Source organism: Paenibacillus tritici (assembly GCF_018207515.1).
In the GTDB taxonomy this organism is placed as follows: domain Bacteria; phylum Bacillota; class Bacilli; order Paenibacillales; family Paenibacillaceae; genus Paenibacillus_AQ; species Paenibacillus_AQ tritici.
In genome coordinates, this window is record NZ_CP073365.1 from 3565170 (window position 1) to 3585986 (window position 20817).

The window sequence follows — 20817 nt, forward strand, 5'->3', positions numbered from 1 at the left end:
TCATTTTACGGTCCTTTAAGAGTGAGCAGGAGTGTATCAGCATCTTAATGAAAGATAATAAGTGAACCGCAGATTGGATAATCCTGCGGCGACTGCAGTTTATATAGACTTCAGGCGTGTTCTCCTCTACGAAGCTACAGAGGTACACAGCCTACAGACGGGGTGATTGTGTTTGAATCATAGAGTGGTTGTAACAGGTATGGGTGTAATGACTTCGCTGGGTAAGGATCTGGAGACGTTCTGGGATAACCTCATGAGCGGCAAGTCCGGAGTATCCCTGGTTGAAGCTTTTGATGTCAGTGATTATACAACGCGTATCGCTTCTTCGGTCAAAGACTTCGATCCGGAGGCCCGGTTCGGCCGCAAGGAAGCCCGCAAGATGGACAGGTTCGTGCAATTTGCGGTGGCTGCCGGTGAAGATGCGCTGAAGGACAGCGGACTTACCATTGGTGAAGATATTGATGCAGAGCGGATCGGCGTGTCTGTCGGCTCTGGCATCGGCGGCCTGGGCACATGGGAAGATAACCACAACCTGCTGCTCGAAAAAGGCCCGAAGCGGGTTAGCCCGTTCTTCATTCCGATGATGATTGCCAACATGGGCTCCGGCCAGCTGTCCATTAATCTCGGTGCCAAAGGACCGAATACAACAACAGTGACCGCTTGTGCCACAGGCAGCCATTCCATTGGCGAATCCTTCCGCCTGATCCAGCGCGGGGATGCGGATGCGATGATCTGCGGCGGTTCAGAAGCAACCATTCGTCCTACGGGTATGGCAGGCTTTTGTGCAATGAGAGCTATGTCCACCCGCAATGACGAGCCTCAGAAGGCCAGCCGCCCGTTTGATGTGGACCGTGACGGGTTCGTGATGGGCGAGGGTGCAGGAATCCTGATTCTCGAGTCTCTCGAACATGCGGAGAAGCGCGGCGCGAAGATTTATGCCGAAGTTATTGGCTATGGCCTAAGTGCCGATGCCCATCATATGACGGAGCCTGATCCTGACGGCGCAGCACGCTGCATGAAGATGGCGATTCGTGATGCCGGAATCTCTCCGGAGGACATCGACTACATTAATGCACACGGCACCTCTACACCGGTAGGTGACAAATCAGAGACAGCGGCTGTGAAGAAAGCGCTTGGAGAGCATGCGTACAAGGTAGCGATCAGCTCGACCAAGTCGATGACAGGCCACTTGCTCGGCGCAGCCGGCGGTGTGGAAGCGATCATCTGCGGACTATCGCTGCAGAAGGGCATGATTGCCCCTACGATCAATTTGGACAACCCTGACCCGGAATGCGATCTGGACTATGTTCCGAATGTGCCGCGTAAGGCTGAGCTTAACATCGCAATGTCGAATTCCTTCGGCTTCGGAGGGCATAACGCGACCGTTATTCTCAAAAAATATAATAAGTAAGGGGAGACAGTGCAGTGAAAGGAGACCTGAAGCAGTTACAAAGCCAACTTCAAATCCAATTTCACGATCCTGTACTTCTGAAGCAGGCCTTTACCCATGCATCCTATGTGAACGAACACCGGTTCAATCAGCATCAGGACAACGAGCGCCTGGAGTTCCTGGGTGATGCGGTGCTTGAGCTGACGGTGTCCGAATATCTGTACAATCTGCTCCCGGACAGACCCGAGGGTGAACTGACCAAGCTGCGTGCGGCGATTGTGTGTGAGCCGTCGCTGGTCCGTTTTGCCGAAACCTTGGGCTTCGGGCGATTCGTACTGCTGGGAAAAGGGGAAGAGCTGACGGGCGGGCGTACCCGCCCGGCTCTGCTGGCCGATGTGTTCGAAGCCTTCGTGGGAGCGCTCTATCTCGATCAAGGCCTGGAAACGGCCCGGAGATTTCTGGATAATCACGTATTCCCGCTGGTTGAGACCGACGGTAAGCTGCAAATGCAGATGAGCGATTTCAAGACAGAGCTTCAGGAACTGATACAGCATCATGGCATGGGTACGCTGGAATACCGGATTATTGAAGAACGCGGTCCGGCGCACGAGCGTGAGTTCGTCTCTGAAGTCTATATGGCCAGCCGTTCACTCGGCAGCGGCAGCGGCCGCTCCAAGAAGGAAGCGGAGCAGCAGGCAGCGGCAGCGGCGTTATTGCTTCTGAAGGAAGACGGCGCTTGAAGGCATATTTGAACGAGTAGAAGCGGAGTAGAGCAGCAATGGTCTGAATGCCGGCGATATCGGCGGAAGTCAGACTTTTGCTGCTCTTTTTCGAAATATCAGAAGTTATGTGTTTTGGGGTCCCCACAGAGAACTTGAGTAAACATCGAAGCAGGCGCACCACTTTGTGGGGTTGTTTTGGCAAGGAAACACTATGGTATAATAGGTCAGAGGTGATAGGCGAGATATGTTTCTGAAACGGATTGAATTAGCGGGCTTCAAATCATTTGCCGACAAAACGGAAATGGAATTTGTGCGCGGCATTACGGCCGTAGTCGGCCCGAACGGCAGCGGCAAAAGCAATATATCCGATGGCATACGCTGGGTGCTTGGAGAGCAAAGTGCCAAATCACTGCGCGGCGGCAAGATGGAGGACATTATTTTTGCCGGAAGTGATGCCCGTAAGGCAGTTAATTACGGCGAGGTCTCGCTGACGCTGGATAATGAGGATCATGTGCTGCCGCTGGATTTCAGCGAGGTTACCGTGACCCGGCGTGTTCACCGCAGCGGAGATAGTGAATATCTGATTAATAAGCAGGCCTGCAGGCTGAAGGATATCACGGAGCTGTTCATGGATACCGGCATTGGCCGTGAAGCCTATTCGATTATTGGACAAGGCCGGATTGAAGAGATTCTCAGTACCCGTTCAGAAGACCGGAGGGGTATTTTTGAAGAGGCTTCAGGTATTGTTAAATATAAGTCACGCAAAAAGGATGCCGGTCGCAAGCTTGATGAGACCGAGCAGAATTTGCTGCGGATTCATGACCTGATCAGTGAGCTTGAGGATCAGGTGGGACCGCTTAAAGACCAGTCTGAGAAGGCTATACGTTATAAGGAACTGCGTGAGCAGCTTAAAGTTCTGGAGATTTCGGTATATGTGCATCAGATCGAAGGCATACATACGGCCTGGCAGGAGGGCAATGCCCGCCTGGAGCTGCTCAAGACAGAACAACTGGAGCTGTCTACTGTTGTCTCCGCCCATGATGCCAAGCTGGAGAGCGGCCGGGCCGAGCTTCGGAGCCTGGAGCAGGAAGTGGAGAAGCTGCAGGGACAACTGCTGCATTACAGCGAAGCGAATGAGAAGAGCGAAGGCTACGGCGAACTGCTGAAGGAACGCCGCAGGAATCTGGAGAAGAACCGGGAACAGCTCATGCAGACTCTGGGGTCTGTAGGAGAACGTTCCGAGGGGCGGCAGCGTGAGCTTGCAGAGCTGGAGCATAAGCTGAAGCAGTCCAGACAAGCTCTGGAGGATCTGCGGGCCGAGCTTAGCGATGAGGAATCGAAGCTGCAGGGTGTGGCCGGAGGCATCAGCCAGAGCAAGGAAGAGAAGCTGAAGAGCGCGCTGCTGGAGCTGATGAACCTGATGGCTCAGGCCCGCAATGAGATCCGCTATGCGGATCAGCAGAAGGAGAGCCTGGAGCGGCGGATGAGCCGCAGCCAGGAGGAGAGCGGCAAATGGACAGCCCGGCTGGAGGAGCTTGTCTCCGCCCAGGCAGGGCTGAAGGATAAGATTACCACACTCGGCAAGGAAATCGGCCAGCTGCGCGGTGCGTATATTACGGAGAGCGAGCAGACCGGCAAGCGGCAGAAGCTGCTGGAAGAAACGCAAAGCGGCCTGCGCAAATGGGAGCAGAAGCGCGAGGCCCAAGTCTCCCGGCATGAGACGATGAAGGAAATGCAGGATGATTTTGACGGATTCATGCTTGGGGTCAAAGAGGTGCTGAAGGGTGCGCGCAAAGGACAGTTGAACGGTGTGCACGGTGCAGTGGCTGAACTGATATCCGTTCCGGAGAAGCTGGAAATGGCGGTGGAGACGGCCATGGGCGCTTCACTGCAGCATGTTGTCATGGAGAATGAGGCGGTGTCCCGGCAGGCGATTGCTTTCCTGAAGCAGCGTCAGCTTGGGCGGGCAACCTTCCTCCCGCTGGATGTCATCCGGCCCCGGCAGATTACCGGCAGTGACCGGAGTATGGTGGAAGGCGCCGAAGGGTTCGTCGGAATCGGTTCGGAGCTGGTCGGCTATGAAGATAAGTATGCGAGCATTATCGGCAGCCTGCTGGGGAATGTGGTGATCGCCGAGCGTCTGGAGCAGGCGAACCGCATTGCCGCCAAATGCCAATACCGCTACAGAGTGGTTACACTTGAAGGCGATGTTGTGAATGCCGGCGGTTCGATGACGGGCGGCAGCCAGCATAAGAAGAACAACAGCCTGCTTAGCCGCAAGCGTCAGCTCGACCAGCTCTCCGGCGAGATTGAAGAGAGCGAGCAGCAGATTGCCAAGCTGAAGCAGGGCATCAGCCGCTTGCGTGCAGAGCAGGACAAGGCGGCACAGAAGCTGGAGGAGCTGCGGCATGACGGTGACGAGAAGCGCCTGGAGGAGCAGCGGGTATCCGGTGATCTGAAGCAGCTGGAGCAGGAGCTGCGGCATGTGCAGGAGCAAGTTGAGGGTGCGGGCGCAGAGCGCAGCGGCTTCGAGAGTGAGGTGCGCGGGCTCGAAGAGGCCCGCAAGCAGGCCGAGGCTGAGCTGGCCCGTCTGGAGAAGGAAGAGCAGGAAGCACATGCGGCGATCCGCAGTGCCGAATCGGACCGCAAGGCGAATGAGACCGCCAAGGAAGAGCTGCAAGGCAAGCTGACGGGCATGAAGGTCACGGAGGGCAAGCTGGATCAGGAGATTTTCTCCCTGGAGGAGCAGCTCCGGCGCATGAGGCAGGATGCCGGTTCGCAGGAGAAGGAGCTGCGTCAGAGCCGCAGCCTGCTGATGACCATCGAGCAGGATCTGGAGGAGAATACACGCGAAGCAGTGAAGCAGAAGGAAGAGGTCAACAGCCTGCGGCTGAACAAGGAAGATACCTCCGCGAAGCTCGACCTGGCGCGTGCCGACCGCGCGGCTATCTCGCGCAAGCTGGAGCTGGCCGAAGGCGAGACCAAAGACCAGCGGCAGGCGCTCCGGGCAGTTGAAGACAAGCTCCGTTCCACCGAGGTTGCCGTAGGGCGGCTGGATGTGGAGCTGGATAATATACTCCGCAAGCTGAGCGATGACTATGAGCTCAGCTATGAGCTGGCGAAGCAGCGTTATCCGGTGCCAGAGGATGTTCCTGCGGCGCAGATGGAAGTGCAGCGTCTGAAGCGCAGCATCTCGGCTCTGGGCGAGGTTAACCTGGGGGCGATTGAAGAATACCAGCGGGTGCATGAACGTTATACCTTCCTCAGCGGGCAGAAGGATGATCTGGTGGAAGCCAAAACAACGCTCTACCATGTGATCCACGAGATGGAAGAGGAGATGTCGAAGCGCTTCAAGCAGACCTTCGATGCGATCCGCCGGGAATTCGGCACGGTGTTCACGAAGCTGTTCGGCGGCGGACGGGCAGATCTGCAGCTGCTGGACCCTGAGCATATGCTGGATACGGGGATTGATATTGTCGCGCAGCCTCCGGGCAAAAAGCTGCAAAACCTGCAGCTTCTCTCCGGCGGGGAACGCGCCTTGACCGCAATGGCTCTGCTGTTCGCCATTCTGCAGGTGAAGCCGGTGCCGTTCTGTGTGCTGGATGAGGTGGAAGCGGCACTGGATGAAGCGAATGTCGTGCGTTTCGCCCAGTATCTGCGGGAGTTCTCGGAGCAGACGCAGTTTATCGTAGTCACCCACCGCAAAGGAACGATGGAGGAGGCCGATGTTCTCTATGGCGTAACCATGGAGGAAGGCGGCGTGTCCAAGCTTGTATCGGTGCGGCTGGAGGATGAAGAGGCGGAGATTGCCTGATAGGCAGATGCTTACGAAGTTAGTTTTATTGCTGAGTAATTCCAACCAGTATCGCTCCATAAAACTTAAGCGTATGCTTACGAAGCCAGTTTTGTACGAAGTGAATCAATGAAGCCTAGACTCACAAAACTTTTAGGAGGAACAATATGAGCTTTTTTAAGAAACTGAAAGAAAGCATCTCCGGTAAAACGGAAAGTGTAACCAAACAGTTCCGTGACGGCCTGGAGAAGACACGCAAGGGCTTCGTGGAGAAGGTCTCGGATCTGATTATCCGCCGCAAAAAAATAGATGAAGAATTCTATGAGGAGCTGGAAGAGATTCTGATCGGCGCCGATGTGGGCGTTAATACGGTCATGAAGCTGGTCGAGGAGCTGCGCGCTGAAGTGAAGCAGAAGCGGATTGAGGATGCTGCGGAGCTGCAGCCGATTCTCTCCCGCAAGCTGATGGAGCTGCTGCGCGGCGACGACGACAACAGTCTGAAGGAGAATCCGGACGGGATTACCGTCATTCTGTTTGTCGGCGTTAACGGAGTCGGGAAGACAACAACCATCGGCAAGCTGGCGCACCGCTACAAACAGGAGGGCAAGAAGGTTCTGCTGGCGGCAGGGGATACCTTCCGTGCAGGAGCGATTGAGCAGCTTGAGGTCTGGGGCAAGCGCGCCGATGTCGATGTCATCAAGCAGCAGGCGGGCTCTGACCCGGCGGCGGTGATGTTCGATGCCGTACAGGCTGCCAAGCAGCGTGGTGTAGATGTACTGATCTGCGATACTGCGGGCAGACTGCAGAACAAGAGCAATCTGATGGAAGAGCTGAACAAGATCTTCCGTGTCATTCAGCGTGAGATTCCTAGCGCCCCGCATGAGGTACTGATGGTGCTGGATGCCACTACCGGGCAGAATGCGCTGAGTCAGGCCAAGCTGTTCGGCGAGAAAAGCGGCGTGACCGGTCTGGTACTGACGAAGCTGGACGGTACGGCGAAGGGCGGCATCGTAGTAGCGATCCGTCAGGAGATGAATTTGCCGGTGAAGCTGGTGGGGCTGGGTGAGAAGATGGAAGATCTCCAGCCGTTTGACTCCGACCAGTTCGTGCATGCCCTGTTCGCAGGCATGATCGCTGAAGAAGCGGGCACCGAAGAATAAGCACTCTAGGCAAGAGCGGAAATGGTAGTCGGAGACCTTTAACAACAATAGATAGCTGCGCTGCAACCTCCCTTTGGAATGAAATATTCCACGGGGAGGTTTTTTTGTTGAACGGACTGGGTCCAGCACAAGGGGGAGGGAAATCGGAAATCTGGAACCGGAACCGGAAATAGGGAACCGGAACTAGTTGGATTTTCTCCACTTGCTGAGGAAAGAACGGCCTCTGTTAGAGCAGTAGCTGGAAAAACAACACTTAAATGAGCGTATTGCAGCCAATGTGGCTGATACTAACACTAGCAGTTGTAGTTTTTCCACTTGCTTCCCCTCATCCCTCAGAAATCGAAGAATTAAGATACGTTTGTCCACCTGCTATTGCGGGGCTGCCGCTTCTTGGCTTCCCGCGCAGAATCCCCCTCCACGGACATAGCCTCCTCTGCCGAAAGCAGCCTCCACCAGTGCATGATTATCCTTCGGCTTACTCCCCTTTTTGCCTTTTAAAGGATATGCCGAAATCATGTTAAAAAAACAATATATGAAAAATTCTCAATAGCACTACTTGCCATAGTACTGCTTGTCAGCGCTCCAGCATACAATTGGAGGTGGAATTCACTCTGTACGTCCCTGAGAGCAGTGAAAAGAAAAAGGGAGCGATTCCAATAAGGCAGAATGGTTCAGAAACTCCATTTTGCTGTTATATATATTGACATGAATAATATCATTTACGTATTATGAAGGTAGTAATTAATATTTTCATGATGAATTACTGAAATTTAGATTCAATTGTCAACATACTTAACACATTATACTGATCCGAGAGGAGTCGGGCTCATGTCCAAACTAGATCCTTTGCCCGGTCTGTCTCCGTATCCGTTGCAGCATTTCTATGATGAGATGTATGCGGATGAACGGAGTGTCCGGCCTCATTACAAGCATGTGAACCGCATGTTTTCCGGGATGAGCCCCGAAGAGCTGCAAGGCAAGCAGAAGCTGATGCAGCGTCGGATGATGGAAGAGGGCATTACTTTTACACTGTACAACCCGGCACAGGATCAGCCTATGGAGCGGACGATTCCTTTTGACATGATTCCGCGCATTATCCCGAAGGGGGAATGGGAACGGCTGGAGGCGGGCATTGTGCAGCGGATTACAGCACTGAATCTGTTCATACATGATATTTACCATGAACAGTATATTGTGAAGGATGGAATTGTACCGCGGCGGATGATTATCTCCAACTGTTACTTCCGGCCGGAAATGACCGGACTCCGTGTACCAGGAGGGGCTTATATCACCACATCAGGCATTGACCTGATCCGGCATCATGACGGCGAATATTATGTGCTTGAAGACAATCTGCGCACACCTTCCGGCTTCTCGTATCTGTTCAAAGGCAGATCGCTCATGAACCAGCTCTTTCCTGAATTATCGTTTGCCAGCTCGATCCGCGATGTGGATCACAGCCTGAACCGTTTCCTGTCCGTTCTGCGCAGCCTGTCTCCGTCCCGGACCAAAGATCCGGTCATTGCCCTGCTGACACCGGGAGAATACAATTCGGCTTATTATGAACATGCTTTTCTGGCGCAGCAGATGGGGATTCATCTGGTTGAAGGCCGTGATCTGGTTGCACAGGACCATAAGATTTACCTGAAAATGATGAACGGTCTGCGCAGGGTTGATGTGCTGTACCGCCGCCTGGATGATGATTTCATTGATCCGCTGGCTTTTCAGCCCGGCTCGCTGCTTGGGGTCGCAGGTCTGATGAATGCCTACCGGGCAGGCAATATCGCTATTGCCAATGCACCCGGGACGGGTGTCGCCGACGACAAAGCCATGTATGTATATGTGCCGGATATGATCCGCTATTATCTTAATGAAGAACCGATTCTGGGCAATGTGCCGACCTACCTGCTGTCACGGCCTCAGGAGCGCCAGTATGTGCTGGATCATCTCTCTGAAATGGTGGTGAAGGAGACCTCACTCTCCGGCGGCTACGGGATGCTGATCGGGAGTGAAGCGACGAAGCAGGATCTGGTGGATTTCCGGCTCAAAATCCTGGCAGAACCGGAGCGTTATGTCGCCCAGCCTATCATGTCATTGTCCCGTGCGCCGGTGCTGTCAGACGGCAGTATGGCCCCGCGGCATATTGATCTCAGAGCATTCGTGCTGATGGGGGTCGACCGCAAGGCTCATGTTATTCCGGGAGGCTTGACCCGGGTGGCCATGCGCGAGGGTTCGCTGGTCGTGAATTCTTCCCAGGGCGGGGGAGTAAAGGATACCTGGGTGATGGCCTGAACGGACCTGTACAAGGACAAATTAGGAAGGAGCGGGTAGGATGCTGAATCGCAATGCGGAGGCTTTATTCTGGATCGGCCGTTATATTGAACGGGCTGAGAATCACGCCAGGCTGATCGACGTTCATTACCATATTCAGCAGGAAGAGGATTTCCAGGAGGAGGGCCACAAGTGGTCCCGGCTGATTGATGCGCTCGGAGTACGGAATGAATATATGCGGCAATTTGACAGCTTCAGCGAGCAGGATGTGTTGTCTTTCATTACGCTGGACCTCGGCAATACAAATTCTTTGTTCTCCTGTGTGCATCAGGCCAGGAATAATCTGCGCACGCTGCGCCAGCATTTGCCGAGCGAGCTGTGGGATATTGCGAACGGCTTCAACCTGTGGCTCGGAGAACAGTCCGTAGCGGATATTATGAGCGGCCCCCACCAGTTCTATCAGCAGGTTAAGGAACGTGCGGCCATGTTCCTCGGCGCGGAGCAATCGGTGATGCTCCGGGGCAACGAATGGCATTTCATTGAGAGCGGCCGGTTCTTGGAACGGGCGGAGAATACGACACGTATCCTGCAGGCCGTCACCGTATCCTGCAAGTCGAAGGATATTAATTCGATCTATACCCAGCTTCAGGCCGTACTGAAATCGGTGAGCGGTTATCAGTCCTTCCGCCGGTATTTTGCCGATGATATGTCCCCGGAATGCATTCTTGAATTTCTGATTGTGAACCCGTATTTCCCCCGCTCGATCCGCTTCTCCTTCCACAAGCTGGAGGAGCATCTGGCCAAGCTGGAGCTGGATTCTTCCGAGAAGGGCTCAGGGCATGAGAAGGTGATGCGTCAAGCCGGCAAGATCAAAGCGGAGCTGGATTATATGGAGAAGGAAGAGATGTCCGGTGATCTGACGCTGGATGTGCTGGAGGCGTTGATGTTATCCTGCCAGAAGCTCGGCAGAACGATGGACGGTGCTTTTTTTCGCCGTGAAGGAGTCTCGGTATGAAGATTCAGATCCATCACACAACGACCTACAGCTACGCAGAGCCGGTGACGGACAGTGTCAATGAAATCAGGCTGACACCGCGGACGAATTACCGCCAGTCCTGTTATCATCATGAGGTAGAGGTGCATCCGCCGGCCAATCTGCTGACCTATGAGGATTTCTTCGGGAACCGTGTCCATGCCTATTCGGTCAACAAGCCGCATACGGAGATGGTGATTCATACCAAAGCGACCGTGGTTACTCTCGACAAAGCACAAGGCGCCGACCTGCCGCATATCCCGCTGGAAGAGCAGGTGAAGCTGCTGAATGACGAGAAGTTTCAGAACCGCTATATCGAGTTTATTTTGCCCACCAGATATACCGAGGTGACGCAGGAGCTGGTTGAGTTTGCTTCGCAGCATCCTTTCGATGAAGCCGAGGATATGTATGAATGGACGAAGAAGCTGTCTTCCACCATCTACGAGCAGTTTACGTATGACCCCGACGCGACGAGCGTCAACACTACGGTCAAAAGAGCGCTGATGCTCAAACGCGGAGTCTGCCAGGATTATGCGCATCTGATGATTGCCGTCTGCCGCAGTGTCGGTCTGCCCTCGCGTTATGTGAGCGGGTACCACTTTGTCGGTGATCTGCAGGGAGGCAACGCCGACTTTGAACAGGCCTCCCATGCCTGGGTGGAGACGCATATTCCCGGAACAGGCTGGCTGGGCTTCGATCCTACCAATAATGTTGAAGTGAACTGGCGGTATATCAAGCTTGGGCATGGACGGGATTATAAGGATATAGTGCCGGTCAAAGGCGTATACCGCGGGGTAGCGGGCACGCTTACGGTCAAGGTGGATGTACGGAAGCTGGATAGTTAATGGAAAGTGGTTATATAGCCCCCGCTGGCAGCGGGGGCTTTCCTTTTACGGCTGTGCATGTTGCACAAGGTTTGCGCAATTTTTTGCATAAAATGATTATAATCAAGGATCAATTGGGTAATCTTGAAACAGAGCCATTCCAAGCAGAATGGTAATCATGGAGGGAGAGTGTACATATGAGCCCAAATATAGCGAAAAAGCATCGTTTTGAGGGGAAAACAGCCATAATCACAGGTGCGGGCTCGGGAATCGGCAGAGCGGCAGCCATCCAGTTCGCACGGGAAGGTGCCAATGTCGCCTTATTCGATCTGGTGAACGAACGTACCTCAATCCTGGAACAGAAGCTGAATAAGCTGCGCAAGGACTGTGCGTTGGCTATTGATGTGGACACTTCGGATGCCGGCCGGATGGAGGAAGCGGTACGCAAGACGGTGGAGCATTTCGGAGGGCTTGATATTGTGTTTGCCAATGCAGGGATTAACGGAGTTGTCGGGCCGATTGAGGAGCTGAGCGTTAGTGATTGGGAGAAGACCTTATCCGTCAACCTGACAGGCACCTTCCTGACGCTGAAATACAGCATTCCCCATCTGAAGGAGCGGGGCAAAGGCAGCATTATTATTACCAGCTCGATCAACGGCAACAGCAGATTTACCAGCTTCGGCTGGTCACCATACAGTACTACGAAGGCCGGGCAGGTGGCTTTTGCCAAGATGGCTGCGCTGGAGCTGGCCAAGTTCAAAATCCGTGTAAATGTCATTTGTCCAGGAGCCATAGCGACGAATATTGATGAGAGTACGGAGTTCAATGAAGAGGTGGAGTCGATTGTCATTCCCATTGAATTCCCTGAAGGTGCGCAGCCGCTTGCAGACGGACCTGGTAAACCGGAGAATGTGGCTGATCTGGTTGCGTTCCTGGCCTCGGATGAATCCAGCCATATTACCGGTTCGCAGATTGTGATCGACGGTGCGGAGTCTCTGCTGTCTTAGGCCGTAATGCGTATTGTTGACCTGGACAAGCTGTAAGAAACTGCACCACATTCCCCCAGGAAAAGGTGATTCTATGAACCAAGAGGTTACAGATTTCATTGCCCAGATCAAACTGCCCTGGCAAGTGGAGATATGCTCCAGGCTGCGTGAAGTCATTCATGAAGCGATCCCGGACGTTACGGAGCGAATCCAGTACGGTAAACCGCATTTTCTCAAAAACGGGAAATATGCAGCGGTAATCTCGACCGCCAAAGGCTGGGTGAGCTTCTCCATATTCAATGCGGCAGCGCTGGAAGTGCCTGAAGGCCAGTTCGAAGCGGGCAGCGGTGAGCGTCTCACAACCAAGCTGGCGGAGGGCAAGGCTGTTGATTATGAACTGCTGTCTTCCTTGCTGAAGCAAGCTTCGGCTGCGCTCTAAGAATTAACCCAATACCTGTCCCCCGGGACACTGAGGCACTGCCAGAATTGGCGGTGTCTTTTTGTCTTCGCGCAATCTAATTAGATACTTGTAAAATAACAAACATAATGATAATATGTCTATATTAAAGCAAACAAAGGGTGTGGTGATCCAGTTGACAGAAGGAAATGAAGCAGTCCGAATATCGGAAAAGTTCTGGAATGCCCCGGTTGCCGAGTTGAAGCAGGGCTATTCCTGCGAAGCAGACGGGCATATCACTGTATACCATTGTCTGGTCTGTGGGGAACGATTCGAGAAAGGCATTATTTATACTGATGGGGACACCCTGTATGAGGCGGAGCGGTTCGCAGCTCTGCATGTGGACAGCGTACATGGCGGAATGTTCAACTGGCTGCTGACGCTGGACAAGAAGCTGACCGGATTAACCGATCTGCAAAAAGGGCTGCTGCAAGCCTTCCGCCAAAGTCTTAGCGATGCAGAGGCCGCCAAGGAGCTGGGAATCGGCAGCACCTCTACCGTGCGTAATCACCGGTTCACCCTGCGGGAGAAGGTGAAGCAGGCCAGGCTCTTCCTGGCGGTCATGGAGCTGGCCGAGGAGAAGCCGGGACCTTCTTCGCCTTTTGTCAGCATTCCGCGGACTGCAGAGATGGTTGATGAACGGTTTGCGATTACAGAGCAAGAGAATGAGGATATTCTGGGGACCTATTTCAAACAGGGTCTGGATGGCCCGTTATCAGAGTTCCCGAAGAAGCAGAAACGTAAAGCGGCGATTCTGCGCCACCTGATTCAGCGGTTCGAGACGGGACGCAAATATAGCGAGCAAGAGATTAATGCTGTGCTGGAATCGGCTTATCCCGATTATGTGACGCTGCGGCGTTACCTGATTGATTACGGGCTGCTGGACCGCGAGGATGACGGCAGCAGATATTGGGTGAAATTATAGTAAGAAGGAGAGACAACAAACGATGGATAAAGCCAGACGCAAGGAACTGGGATATAATTACGCGCACTCGCACAGGCCGATGGGGGTCTACAGGATTGTAAATACCGGCAATGAGAAAATGTATATTGGCAGCAGCCTGAATCTCGATGGGGTCTGGAACAAGCATAAATTCATGCTGGACATCAAAGCCCATGATAACAAGGAGCTGCAGAGCGACTGGAATGAACGCGGGGAAGCGGGATTCCGCTTCGAGGTGCTGGAGCAGATTAAGCCGGAAGAGGATTTCGTGGCAGATGTGCAGGAGCTGAAGAAATACAGCAAAAGGCTCCCGGACATGGAAAGCAAGTGGTTGGAGCAGCTGTCTCCTTACGGGGAACGCGGTTATCACAAGCAGAAGTAGCAAATAGCACTCTGCCTGGTGCTAAGAAGCGATAAATCACAGGCAGCGGGGAATGAATAATAAATTACAGGCAAACCGAAAATGAATAATATATTACAGGCAAACCGGGAATGAATTTCAGCAGCACCCGTGCTAAAATAAGGACAAAGCTGTAGAAGAATGTGCCGTTTGGAATGTGAAAAGGCACCCGGGTGCTGATGAAAGGAACGGTGTGGATGGCTATATTATCCTGGCTTGCAGAACAAAGGATTCAGGAAGCTATGCGCGGGGGAGAGTTTGCCAATCTGCCGGGGCACGGCAAGCCGCTGGAGCTGGAGGATCTCTCGGGGGTGCCCGAGGAGCTGCGGATGTCCTACAAGATCATGAAGAATGCCGGATTGCTGCCCGAGGAAGTCACGCTGCGGGCAGAATGTGTGACGCTCGAAGAGCTGCTGCTGGCTTGTCATACCAGCGGCAACAGCGATACTGGCGAACGTAAGGAGCTGGAAACCAAGCTCTCGCTCAAGCGTCTTCGTCTCCAGCGGCTTCTTCAGGAACGCGGGCTGGAGGGCAATGCTGCCTATTCGGATTACGGGGACATGATCCGGCAGCGGCTGACGGGAATAGAAGAGTAAGCAGGTAACCTCCGGTTCAATGAACCGGAGGTTTTGTGCTGGTGTAGGAATCATAATAGAAGTATTTTCACACAAAAACCGAATACAATGTGCTGCTTCGAAGGCCGGATGCTCCGGAAATGAGCAACTGGTAAGGTGGAGGTAGCAAAATGAATTGTCTAAACCGCAGAGGTTCAGACATTATCCAGCCGCAGGGTGATTTTGTTCTGGGGAGGGGATTGGGGGAAGCTTTTGGCAGCGCCGTGGGAGTAGTTTTTGTGCAAGGCCGAAGGCTATGGGGAGCGGAGCAAGTGGATTTTGTCCACCTGCTGATAACCAATGAACCGCAGCTATAACAGTAGTTGGAAAAACAGCACTTAAATGACTGCACTTCACCCAAAGTAGCTAAAACCACCGCCAGTAGATGCTGTTTTTCCACTTGTTTGCCCACAATCCGCCGAAACCCACAAATTAAGGTACATAATTCCACTTGAAGATACATAATTCCACTTGCTTACAGTGGGGTATTTCGGTGAAGGCAGAAGTTGGAATCGCGTGCTACAACAGCCGGAAGCCCGAAATGTCCACCGTAATGACGATTAAGCTTCTACTTGATATCCGGGGCGGTTTGACCCATGATAATGAAATGGAATGATACTTAACTTAGCTTTTAGCGGATGATGGAGAGATGAAATGAATCAGCTTCCAATTATGCAGGTGCTTCCTGACCTGAAGAGGATTTTAACTGACCGTACAGCGGCTATTCTGATCGCCGAGCCTGGAGCGGGGAAGACCACGGCTACCACGCCTGCTCTGCTGGAGGAGCCCTGGCTGGCCGGTAAAACCATTCTCATGCTGGAGCCCAGACGTCTGGCAGCCCGTTCGGCCGCAGGCTATATGGCTTCCTGTATGGGGGAGAATGTCGGTCAGACCGTAGGATACCGTATGCGGATGGATACCCGGGTGGGTAAAAATACACGTATCGTTGTAGTAACTGAAGGCGTTCTGACCAGAATGCTGCAAAGCGACCCGTCGCTGGGGGATGTGGGTCTTATTATCTTCGATGAATTCCATGAGCGCAGCCTCCATGCGGATCTTGGATTGGCACTGGCGCTTGAAGCGCAGAGTGTACTCCGCGAGGATCTGCGCATTCTTGTGATGTCTGCGACACTGGACGGCGATCGCGTGTCTGCTCTACTGGGCGAAGCCCCGGTCGTACATTGTCCGGGCCGTACTTATCCGGTGGAGACCCTCTATGTGCCGGATGCTGGCACAGTCAACCCGGAGAAGTCTGCGGCGGCTGCCGTCCGCAGGGCACTGGCCGAGCAGCCGGGGGATGTTCTTGTTTTTCTGCCCGGTGAGCGGGAGATCCGCAGGACGGAACAGGAGTTGGCCGCGGCAAGCCTTCCTGCGGGAACAGTGTTGCGTCCGCTCTATGGCCAGCTGCCCCAGCAGCAGCAGGATGCGGCGGTAGCTCCTGCTGTGGCGGGTGAACGGAAGGTCGTTCTGGCGACATCTATCGCTGAGACGAGTCTGACGATTGAAGGGGTGCGGACGGTGATTGACACAGGTCTTCGCCGCACCCAGGTGTTCTCTCCGCGTACCGGTATGCCGCGGCTGACAACGGTGCCTGTCTCGAAGGCGTCGGCGGATCAGCGCCGCGGCCGGGCAGGCCGCACTTCGCCGGGCGTCTGCTACAGGCTGTGGAGCCGGGAGGCGCATGACCATCTTCCGGACGATAACGTGCCGGAGATCATGGAGACCGACCTGGCGCAGCTCGCCCTGGAGCTGGCGCTATGGGGCGTGCGCGAGCCTGCTGCGCTCGCCTGGCTTGACGCGCCGCCTGCCGCGCCTTATGCGCAGGCCACGGCGCTGCTGCGCCAGCTCGGCGCGCTTGACGCCGGCGGCGCCATTACGCCGCACGGCCGCAGCATGGCCGCGCTCGGCGCGCACCCGCGCATCGCGCACATGCTGCTGCGCGCGGCAGACCTTGCAGCCGCGCCGCTCGCCGCCAGGCTCGCAGCGCTGCTGCAGGAGCGGGACCTCTTCAAGGGTCCCGCAGCCCAGGACAGCGACCTCACGCTGCGCGTGGAGGCGCTGGTCGGGTTCGGGCGCTCCGCAGCCGGCGGCGGAGCGGACCCGGCGGTCTTGCGCGCGGTGCAGCGCGAGAGCCGGGTCTTCCTGGCGCAGCTGGGGGCAGCGCCGGACGAAGGGCCGGGCGACATCAGCCGCAGCGGCCTGCTGTTGTCGTTCGCCTATCCCGACCGCATCGGGCAGAAACGCGGCGACGGCGCGTTTCTGCTCTCAGGCGGCCGGGGGGCGGCCATGCGCGAAGGGCAGCCGCTGGCGCGCTCGCCCTACATTGTGGCACCCGGCGTGGATGACCGTGCCGGGCAGAGCCGGATCATGCTTGCCTCAGCGCTCTCCGAGCAGGACCTGCTGAAGCATCACGCGGATAGCCTTCTGGAAGAACGCGAAGTCTACTGGGACAGTGAGAGCGGGAGCGTTAAGGCACGGCGGGTGACCAGACTGGGGGCACTCGTGCTGAAGCAGACCACCCATGAACGGGCTACGGCAGAAGAGACGGAGAGCGTATTGCTGAAGGTGATCGCTGCGGAAGGGCTACAGCTGCTGCCTTGGGAGAAAGGGACCACCCAGTTGCGGCAGCGGATGGAATTCATGCACTCGCTGCGGGCCGACTGGCCGGAGATGTCGGATGAAGCGCTCACGGATACACTGGAGGAGTGGCTGGGACCCTACATTCACGGGATGCGGAATCTTAGGGATCTACAGCGGGTGAATCTGACGCAGGCGCTGGAGGGGAGGCTGGACTGGAACAGCCGCCAGATATTGAACAAGGAGGCGCCCACACATATTACGGTACCCAGCGGTTCACGTATTCCTTTGGATTACAGCAATCCGGGGGCGCCGGTGCTGGCGGTCAGGCTACAGGAGATGTTCGGACAGACGGATACCCCGCGGATAGGCGGAGGCAAGGTTCCGGTGCTGCTGCATCTGCTGTCCCCGGCTAGAAGGCCGATGCAGGTCACTTCGGACCTGTCGAGCTTTTGGCAGAACACCTACTTTGAGGTCAAAAAAGATCTGAAAGGCCGTTATCCCAAGCACTACTGGCCGGAGAACCCGCTGGAGGCGGCACCGACAAACCGAACGCGTCCTTCTAAATAGAAGGGGAACCTACAGATTTTTGCCCGGAGAATGGCATTCGCTGTTTGGACAGCCCATGATCGGGTAATACAATAGCGAACAACAATTACGAAGGAGGGCTTCAAGTGACAGAGAAAATTATTGGTGTATTCGATACGGAACAAGAAGCAACCAGAGCAATTGAAAGTTTGCAGAGTCAAGGGTTTACCAACGATGAAATTTCAGTAATTACGAAGGATCGGGATGATCTCAAGCATATCTCCGAAGATACAGGAACGATGGCACCGGAAGGTGTTGCTACAGGCGCGGCAACCGGCGGGGTAGTTGGAGGCGTGACCGGACTGCTGGCCGGGATCGGCGCACTCGCTATTCCGGGAATTGGTCCGATCCTCGCAGCGGGTCCAATCGTAGCTACGCTAACAGGAGCGGCCATTGGAGTAGGTGCTGGCGGACTGGTCGGCGGATTAATCGGGCTCGGTATTCCTGAGGATGAGGCGAGAGATTACGAAGGATATATTGACAGCGGCAAAATCCTCGTTCTGGTCGATGACAACGGCCGGGGGAGAGATATCCATACGGTATTCCGCGGCAACCGCTCACTGAACTCCAATCGTTACGACAGCCTCTACCCGGAGGATACCAGAGTCGGCAACTCTTTGGGCAACAGGGGCGCGATGAACGCAGACCGTGATCCGGACCTCTATAACCGCGACAAAATATAAAAATTACAGCAAGCTTATGCTTGCCCTTATAGCTTAACCAAGAACTGCCTGCGGCGAACATGCCCGGGCAGTTTTTGGTGCTGACGACCTTGTTCGACCTTGTTGGGCTAGCGGATGGTTCTGGTTAGGATCAGATCCGTCTGCTCCTCGTCACCCATATAGAAGGAGTGAGTGCCGGTTTGTACGAAATTCAATTGATTGTAAAAAGAAATCGCGTTCCCGTTTTTTTCCCAAACCCCCAGCCAGAGCTTCCTTTTATTTTTTTTGACCGCGATCTGGGCCGCCTTCTCCATAAGATGTTTTCCTAGCCCCAGCCTATGAAAAGGCCTTCTAATATAGATCCGTTCCACTTCAAGCGAGTCCTTGTCCATATTTTCAGATTGGGCATCATCGGTGTTAACCTTCAGATATCCGGCAATTTCTTCATTATAATAGATGAAGTAAAATTCAGAATGGCGGTTATCGTATTCTTTTTTTAATTGCTCTGGATGAAAGGCTCTTTTCAAATAAGCTTCTATAGCTTCCGGTGAATTCTGATTTTCGAAGGTATCCGTAAAGGTTTCAATACTAATTTTTTGCAGGATGTCCAGATCTGCGGGCGTGCATTTCTTTATCAATATAGTCATCAATAATTCTCCTTTAGTTTAATTTAGTAGTCACTTACTTGTACAATCAATAGTCCCGTTTGTTTCCCTTTTTTACATACTCCCAGTCTTTTTCCACATTGGATCTGACTCTTTGCAGCAGGTTCACCAGGGTTTCTGCCTCACTTTCGGAGAAGCCGGACAGCGCTACGCTATTGGAATAATCGTTTTCCCTTTTGATGAGAGGGTAGACGGCCTGCCCTTTCTCTGTAGGGATCAGCCGCTTGATTTTTTTGTTATGCTGATCATCATTTTTTTCAATAAAACCGTTAATCTCAAGCTTCTTAATAGCACGGGCAGCCGTTGTCCGGTCCACCTTAATCATTTCAGCCAGCTTCTCCTGGATCATCCCCGGATGCTCACAGATCCGCACCAGATACAAATATTGCCCCCTGGTAAGGTCGTACTGCTTAAATTCAATATTACTGATCGAGTCCAGGGACCGGGCAATCATGCCCACCTCGCGCAGAATTTCCTTCATAATCGCACCCCCATAATCATGTATTTTCTAAGCTTATAGTTTTTAAAATAATACCTGATTTTTGTTGTAATTACAACAAAAATCTAAGGAGAGAGAAGTGTTTTATTTTATTTCATCATATGAAAAATTCATAATAGAAAACCAAAAAATCCCCTCTATCTACAACACAGAAGCGGAGACGATTATAGTTTCTGATGTCCAAGCAGCACTGCTTGCAAAGAGAAAATGACAAGTATGGCGTTAGATTTAAAAGGGTGGAGTTAAATCGCCACTAAGCCGAAGATTCGGTGTAACGAACTGAGGAGCCTTAGTCCGGAAGAAAGTCCCCACTAGAGCAAGTAGTGGACCCCACGGCCCTTATTCCGGGAAATCCCGCTTCTAAACTTATATTAGCAGGACCATAAGGCCCACTCGGTCCGTTAACTCACAAAAAGTGTTGTTTTCTTACATATAACGCCTCTCCGGTCCGTTAGGGGCTTATCGGTTGCTGTGGTTCTATTTTCATCATATGAAAAATTCACAATAGTAAAACCAAATAAACAACTACACCTATCCACCACACCAAGCAACCAAACTACATCCGTACCTATCCCCTTAAAACAGGAAAAAGTGAATATTAACATCTTCACCCGTCAACGTAAACACCACAAATCCCCGAAATTCCACATTATCTGAACTCAAGCTCCATTACTAGCAGAGCTAGCAGACTATATTACTGTCGTTGAATTTTATTATCAAATTACTTGTTGTGAAGGCTGGGAAATAGAGTTTATACTAGAGACATAGTTTAAATTTGCAATTCTCAAATATCAAAACATATAACTTCTTATATTTTAAAATAAAACACCCCGGGAGGTGTCTTAATGGCGTTTATGATTGCCCAGCGGGCTTTTATCAAAGTATATCTGATTACAATGGTGGAACAGCACAAGGGGTACGGGTATCAGATGCTTGAGGATTTGCGGAGAGATTTCAAAGCGTATGGCTATTCTCCTCCCCAGAGTGAAATATACCGGGCCCTGCATGAGCTGGTGCAGCAAGGGATACTATACCGCACCAAGCAGCTGAAGGGGAATGATCCGAAGGTCGATTTCCAGGAGATTGTCCTGTATCATTTCACTTCAGACGGGGAGGACAAAGCCAAGCTGTACAAGAAGCAGGTGAAGACCGACCTGGACCGCTGTCTGGGTATCCTTAACAAGGCAGTAGCCGACAACTTCTGATCGGGGGGAATCCTGAGTGACGGGCATC

The 20817-nt window shown here is 53.4% G+C and carries 18 protein-coding genes; 16 read left to right on the forward strand and 2 right to left on the reverse strand.

The annotated features are described in order from the left end of the window. Positions 1-172: 172 nt before the first annotated feature. The 15 genes from fabF (at position 173) to KDC22_RS15340 (ending at position 18441) form a co-directional block, all read left to right on the forward strand. Positions 173-1411 (forward strand): beta-ketoacyl-ACP synthase II, encoded by a 1239-nt coding sequence (gene fabF, locus KDC22_RS15270; protein ID WP_173126883.1) that lies wholly within the window; start codon positions 173-175, stop codon positions 1409-1411. A 14-nt stretch (positions 1412-1425) separates the two neighbouring features. Next, a complete protein-coding gene (gene rnc / locus KDC22_RS15275; RefSeq protein WP_173126887.1) occupies positions 1426-2130 on the forward strand; it encodes a ribonuclease III in 705 nt (234 codons plus the stop codon). Between the two features lie 226 nt (positions 2131-2356). Beyond that, positions 2357-5926 carry a chromosome segregation protein SMC gene (gene smc / locus KDC22_RS15280; protein WP_211723675.1) on the forward strand — a complete coding sequence of 1190 codons (3570 nt, stop codon included), beginning with the start codon at positions 2357-2359 and terminating at the stop codon, positions 5924-5926. A gap of 146 nt (positions 5927-6072) precedes the next feature. After that, positions 6073-7065, forward strand: coding sequence for a signal recognition particle-docking protein FtsY (ftsY, locus tag KDC22_RS15285; protein WP_211723676.1), 993 nt, complete (start codon positions 6073-6075; stop codon positions 7063-7065). An 828-nt stretch (positions 7066-7893) separates the two neighbouring features. Then, positions 7894-9357 (forward strand): circularly permuted type 2 ATP-grasp protein, encoded by a 1464-nt coding sequence (locus KDC22_RS15290; protein WP_211723677.1) that lies wholly within the window; start codon positions 7894-7896, stop codon positions 9355-9357. Positions 9358-9397: 40 nt separating this feature from the next. Then, positions 9398-10351, forward strand: coding sequence for an alpha-E domain-containing protein (locus tag KDC22_RS15295; protein ID WP_211723678.1), 954 nt, complete (start codon positions 9398-9400; stop codon positions 10349-10351). After that, positions 10348-11214 carry a transglutaminase family protein gene (locus KDC22_RS15300; RefSeq protein ID WP_173126905.1) on the forward strand — a complete coding sequence of 289 codons (867 nt, stop codon included), beginning with the start codon at positions 10348-10350 and terminating at the stop codon, positions 11212-11214. Before KDC22_RS15295 ends, KDC22_RS15300 begins: the two co-directional genes overlap by 4 nt. A gap of 176 nt (positions 11215-11390) precedes the next feature. Beyond that, the gene (locus KDC22_RS15305) at positions 11391-12200 is read left to right on the forward strand and encodes an SDR family oxidoreductase (RefSeq protein WP_173126908.1); all 810 of its coding nucleotides are present in this window, start codon (positions 11391-11393) and stop codon (positions 12198-12200) included. Between the two features lie 73 nt (positions 12201-12273). Further along, entirely contained in the window at positions 12274-12618 is a 345-nt protein-coding gene (locus KDC22_RS15310) for a DUF1801 domain-containing protein (protein WP_173126911.1), read from the forward strand. A 148-nt stretch (positions 12619-12766) separates the two neighbouring features. After that, a complete protein-coding gene (locus KDC22_RS15315) occupies positions 12767-13561 on the forward strand; it encodes a DUF2087 domain-containing protein (protein WP_246553732.1) in 795 nt (264 codons plus the stop codon). Between the two features lie 22 nt (positions 13562-13583). After that, positions 13584-13961, forward strand: coding sequence for a GIY-YIG nuclease family protein (locus KDC22_RS15320; protein WP_173126914.1), 378 nt, complete (start codon positions 13584-13586; stop codon positions 13959-13961). Positions 13962-14176: 215 nt separating this feature from the next. Next, on the forward strand, positions 14177-14575 hold the full coding sequence (locus KDC22_RS15325) for a DnaJ family domain-containing protein (RefSeq protein ID WP_211723680.1): 399 nt from the start codon (positions 14177-14179) through the stop codon (positions 14573-14575). Between the two features lie 149 nt (positions 14576-14724). After that, positions 14725-14910: a hypothetical protein gene (locus KDC22_RS15330; RefSeq protein ID WP_211723681.1), complete on the forward strand. Its 186-nt coding sequence runs from the start codon at positions 14725-14727 to the stop codon at positions 14908-14910. Between the two features lie 337 nt (positions 14911-15247). Continuing rightward, entirely contained in the window at positions 15248-17740 is a 2493-nt protein-coding gene (gene hrpB / locus KDC22_RS15335; RefSeq protein ID WP_211723682.1) for an ATP-dependent helicase HrpB, read from the forward strand. Between the two features lie 104 nt (positions 17741-17844). After that, positions 17845-18441, forward strand: coding sequence for a general stress protein (locus tag KDC22_RS15340; protein ID WP_173126923.1), 597 nt, complete (start codon positions 17845-17847; stop codon positions 18439-18441). Positions 18442-18548: 107 nt separating this feature from the next. On the opposite strand, the gene paiA is transcribed toward KDC22_RS15340, so the two are convergent. Continuing rightward, positions 18549-19067: a spermidine/spermine N(1)-acetyltransferase gene (gene paiA, locus KDC22_RS15345; RefSeq protein ID WP_211723683.1), complete on the reverse strand. Its 519-nt coding sequence runs from the start codon at positions 19065-19067 to the stop codon at positions 18549-18551. A 46-nt stretch (positions 19068-19113) separates the two neighbouring features. Beyond that, complete coding sequence (locus KDC22_RS15350) at positions 19114-19566, reverse strand: MarR family winged helix-turn-helix transcriptional regulator (protein ID WP_211723684.1); 453 nt, start codon at positions 19564-19566, stop codon at positions 19114-19116. A gap of 863 nt (positions 19567-20429) precedes the next feature. Here KDC22_RS15350 and KDC22_RS15355 point away from each other — a divergent pair. Continuing rightward, on the forward strand, positions 20430-20789 hold the full coding sequence (locus tag KDC22_RS15355) for a replication termination protein (protein ID WP_173126937.1): 360 nt from the start codon (positions 20430-20432) through the stop codon (positions 20787-20789). The last annotated feature ends 28 nt before the right edge of the window (positions 20790-20817 follow it).

Bases quoted from the DNA above. Each gene is read 5' to 3' on its own strand.
- smc (WP_211723675.1), top strand. From the start codon at position 2,357: ATGTTTCTGAAACGGATTGAATTAGCGGGCTTCAAATCATTTGCCGAC.
- ftsY (WP_211723676.1), top strand. From the start codon at position 6,073: ATGAGCTTTTTTAAGAAACTGAAAGAAAGCATCTCCGGTAAAACGGAA.
- KDC22_RS15290 (WP_211723677.1), top strand. From the start codon at position 7,894: ATGTCCAAACTAGATCCTTTGCCCGGTCTGTCTCCGTATCCGTTGCAG.
- KDC22_RS15295 (WP_211723678.1), top strand. From the start codon at position 9,398: ATGCTGAATCGCAATGCGGAGGCTTTATTCTGGATCGGCCGTTATATT.
- KDC22_RS15300 (WP_173126905.1), top strand. From the start codon at position 10,348: ATGAAGATTCAGATCCATCACACAACGACCTACAGCTACGCAGAGCCG.
- KDC22_RS15305 (WP_173126908.1), top strand. From the start codon at position 11,391: ATGAGCCCAAATATAGCGAAAAAGCATCGTTTTGAGGGGAAAACAGCC.
- KDC22_RS15310 (WP_173126911.1), top strand. From the start codon at position 12,274: ATGAACCAAGAGGTTACAGATTTCATTGCCCAGATCAAACTGCCCTGG.
- KDC22_RS15320 (WP_173126914.1), top strand. From the start codon at position 13,584: ATGGATAAAGCCAGACGCAAGGAACTGGGATATAATTACGCGCACTCG.
- KDC22_RS15325 (WP_211723680.1), top strand. From the start codon at position 14,177: ATGGCTATATTATCCTGGCTTGCAGAACAAAGGATTCAGGAAGCTATG.
- KDC22_RS15330 (WP_211723681.1), top strand. From the start codon at position 14,725: ATGAATTGTCTAAACCGCAGAGGTTCAGACATTATCCAGCCGCAGGGT.
- hrpB (WP_211723682.1), top strand. From the start codon at position 15,248: ATGAATCAGCTTCCAATTATGCAGGTGCTTCCTGACCTGAAGAGGATT.
- paiA (WP_211723683.1), bottom strand. From the start codon at position 19,067: ATGACTATATTGATAAAGAAATGCACGCCCGCAGATCTGGACATCCTG.
- KDC22_RS15350 (WP_211723684.1), bottom strand. From the start codon at position 19,566: ATGAAGGAAATTCTGCGCGAGGTGGGCATGATTGCCCGGTCCCTGGAC.
- KDC22_RS15355 (WP_173126937.1), top strand. From the start codon at position 20,430: ATGGCGTTTATGATTGCCCAGCGGGCTTTTATCAAAGTATATCTGATT.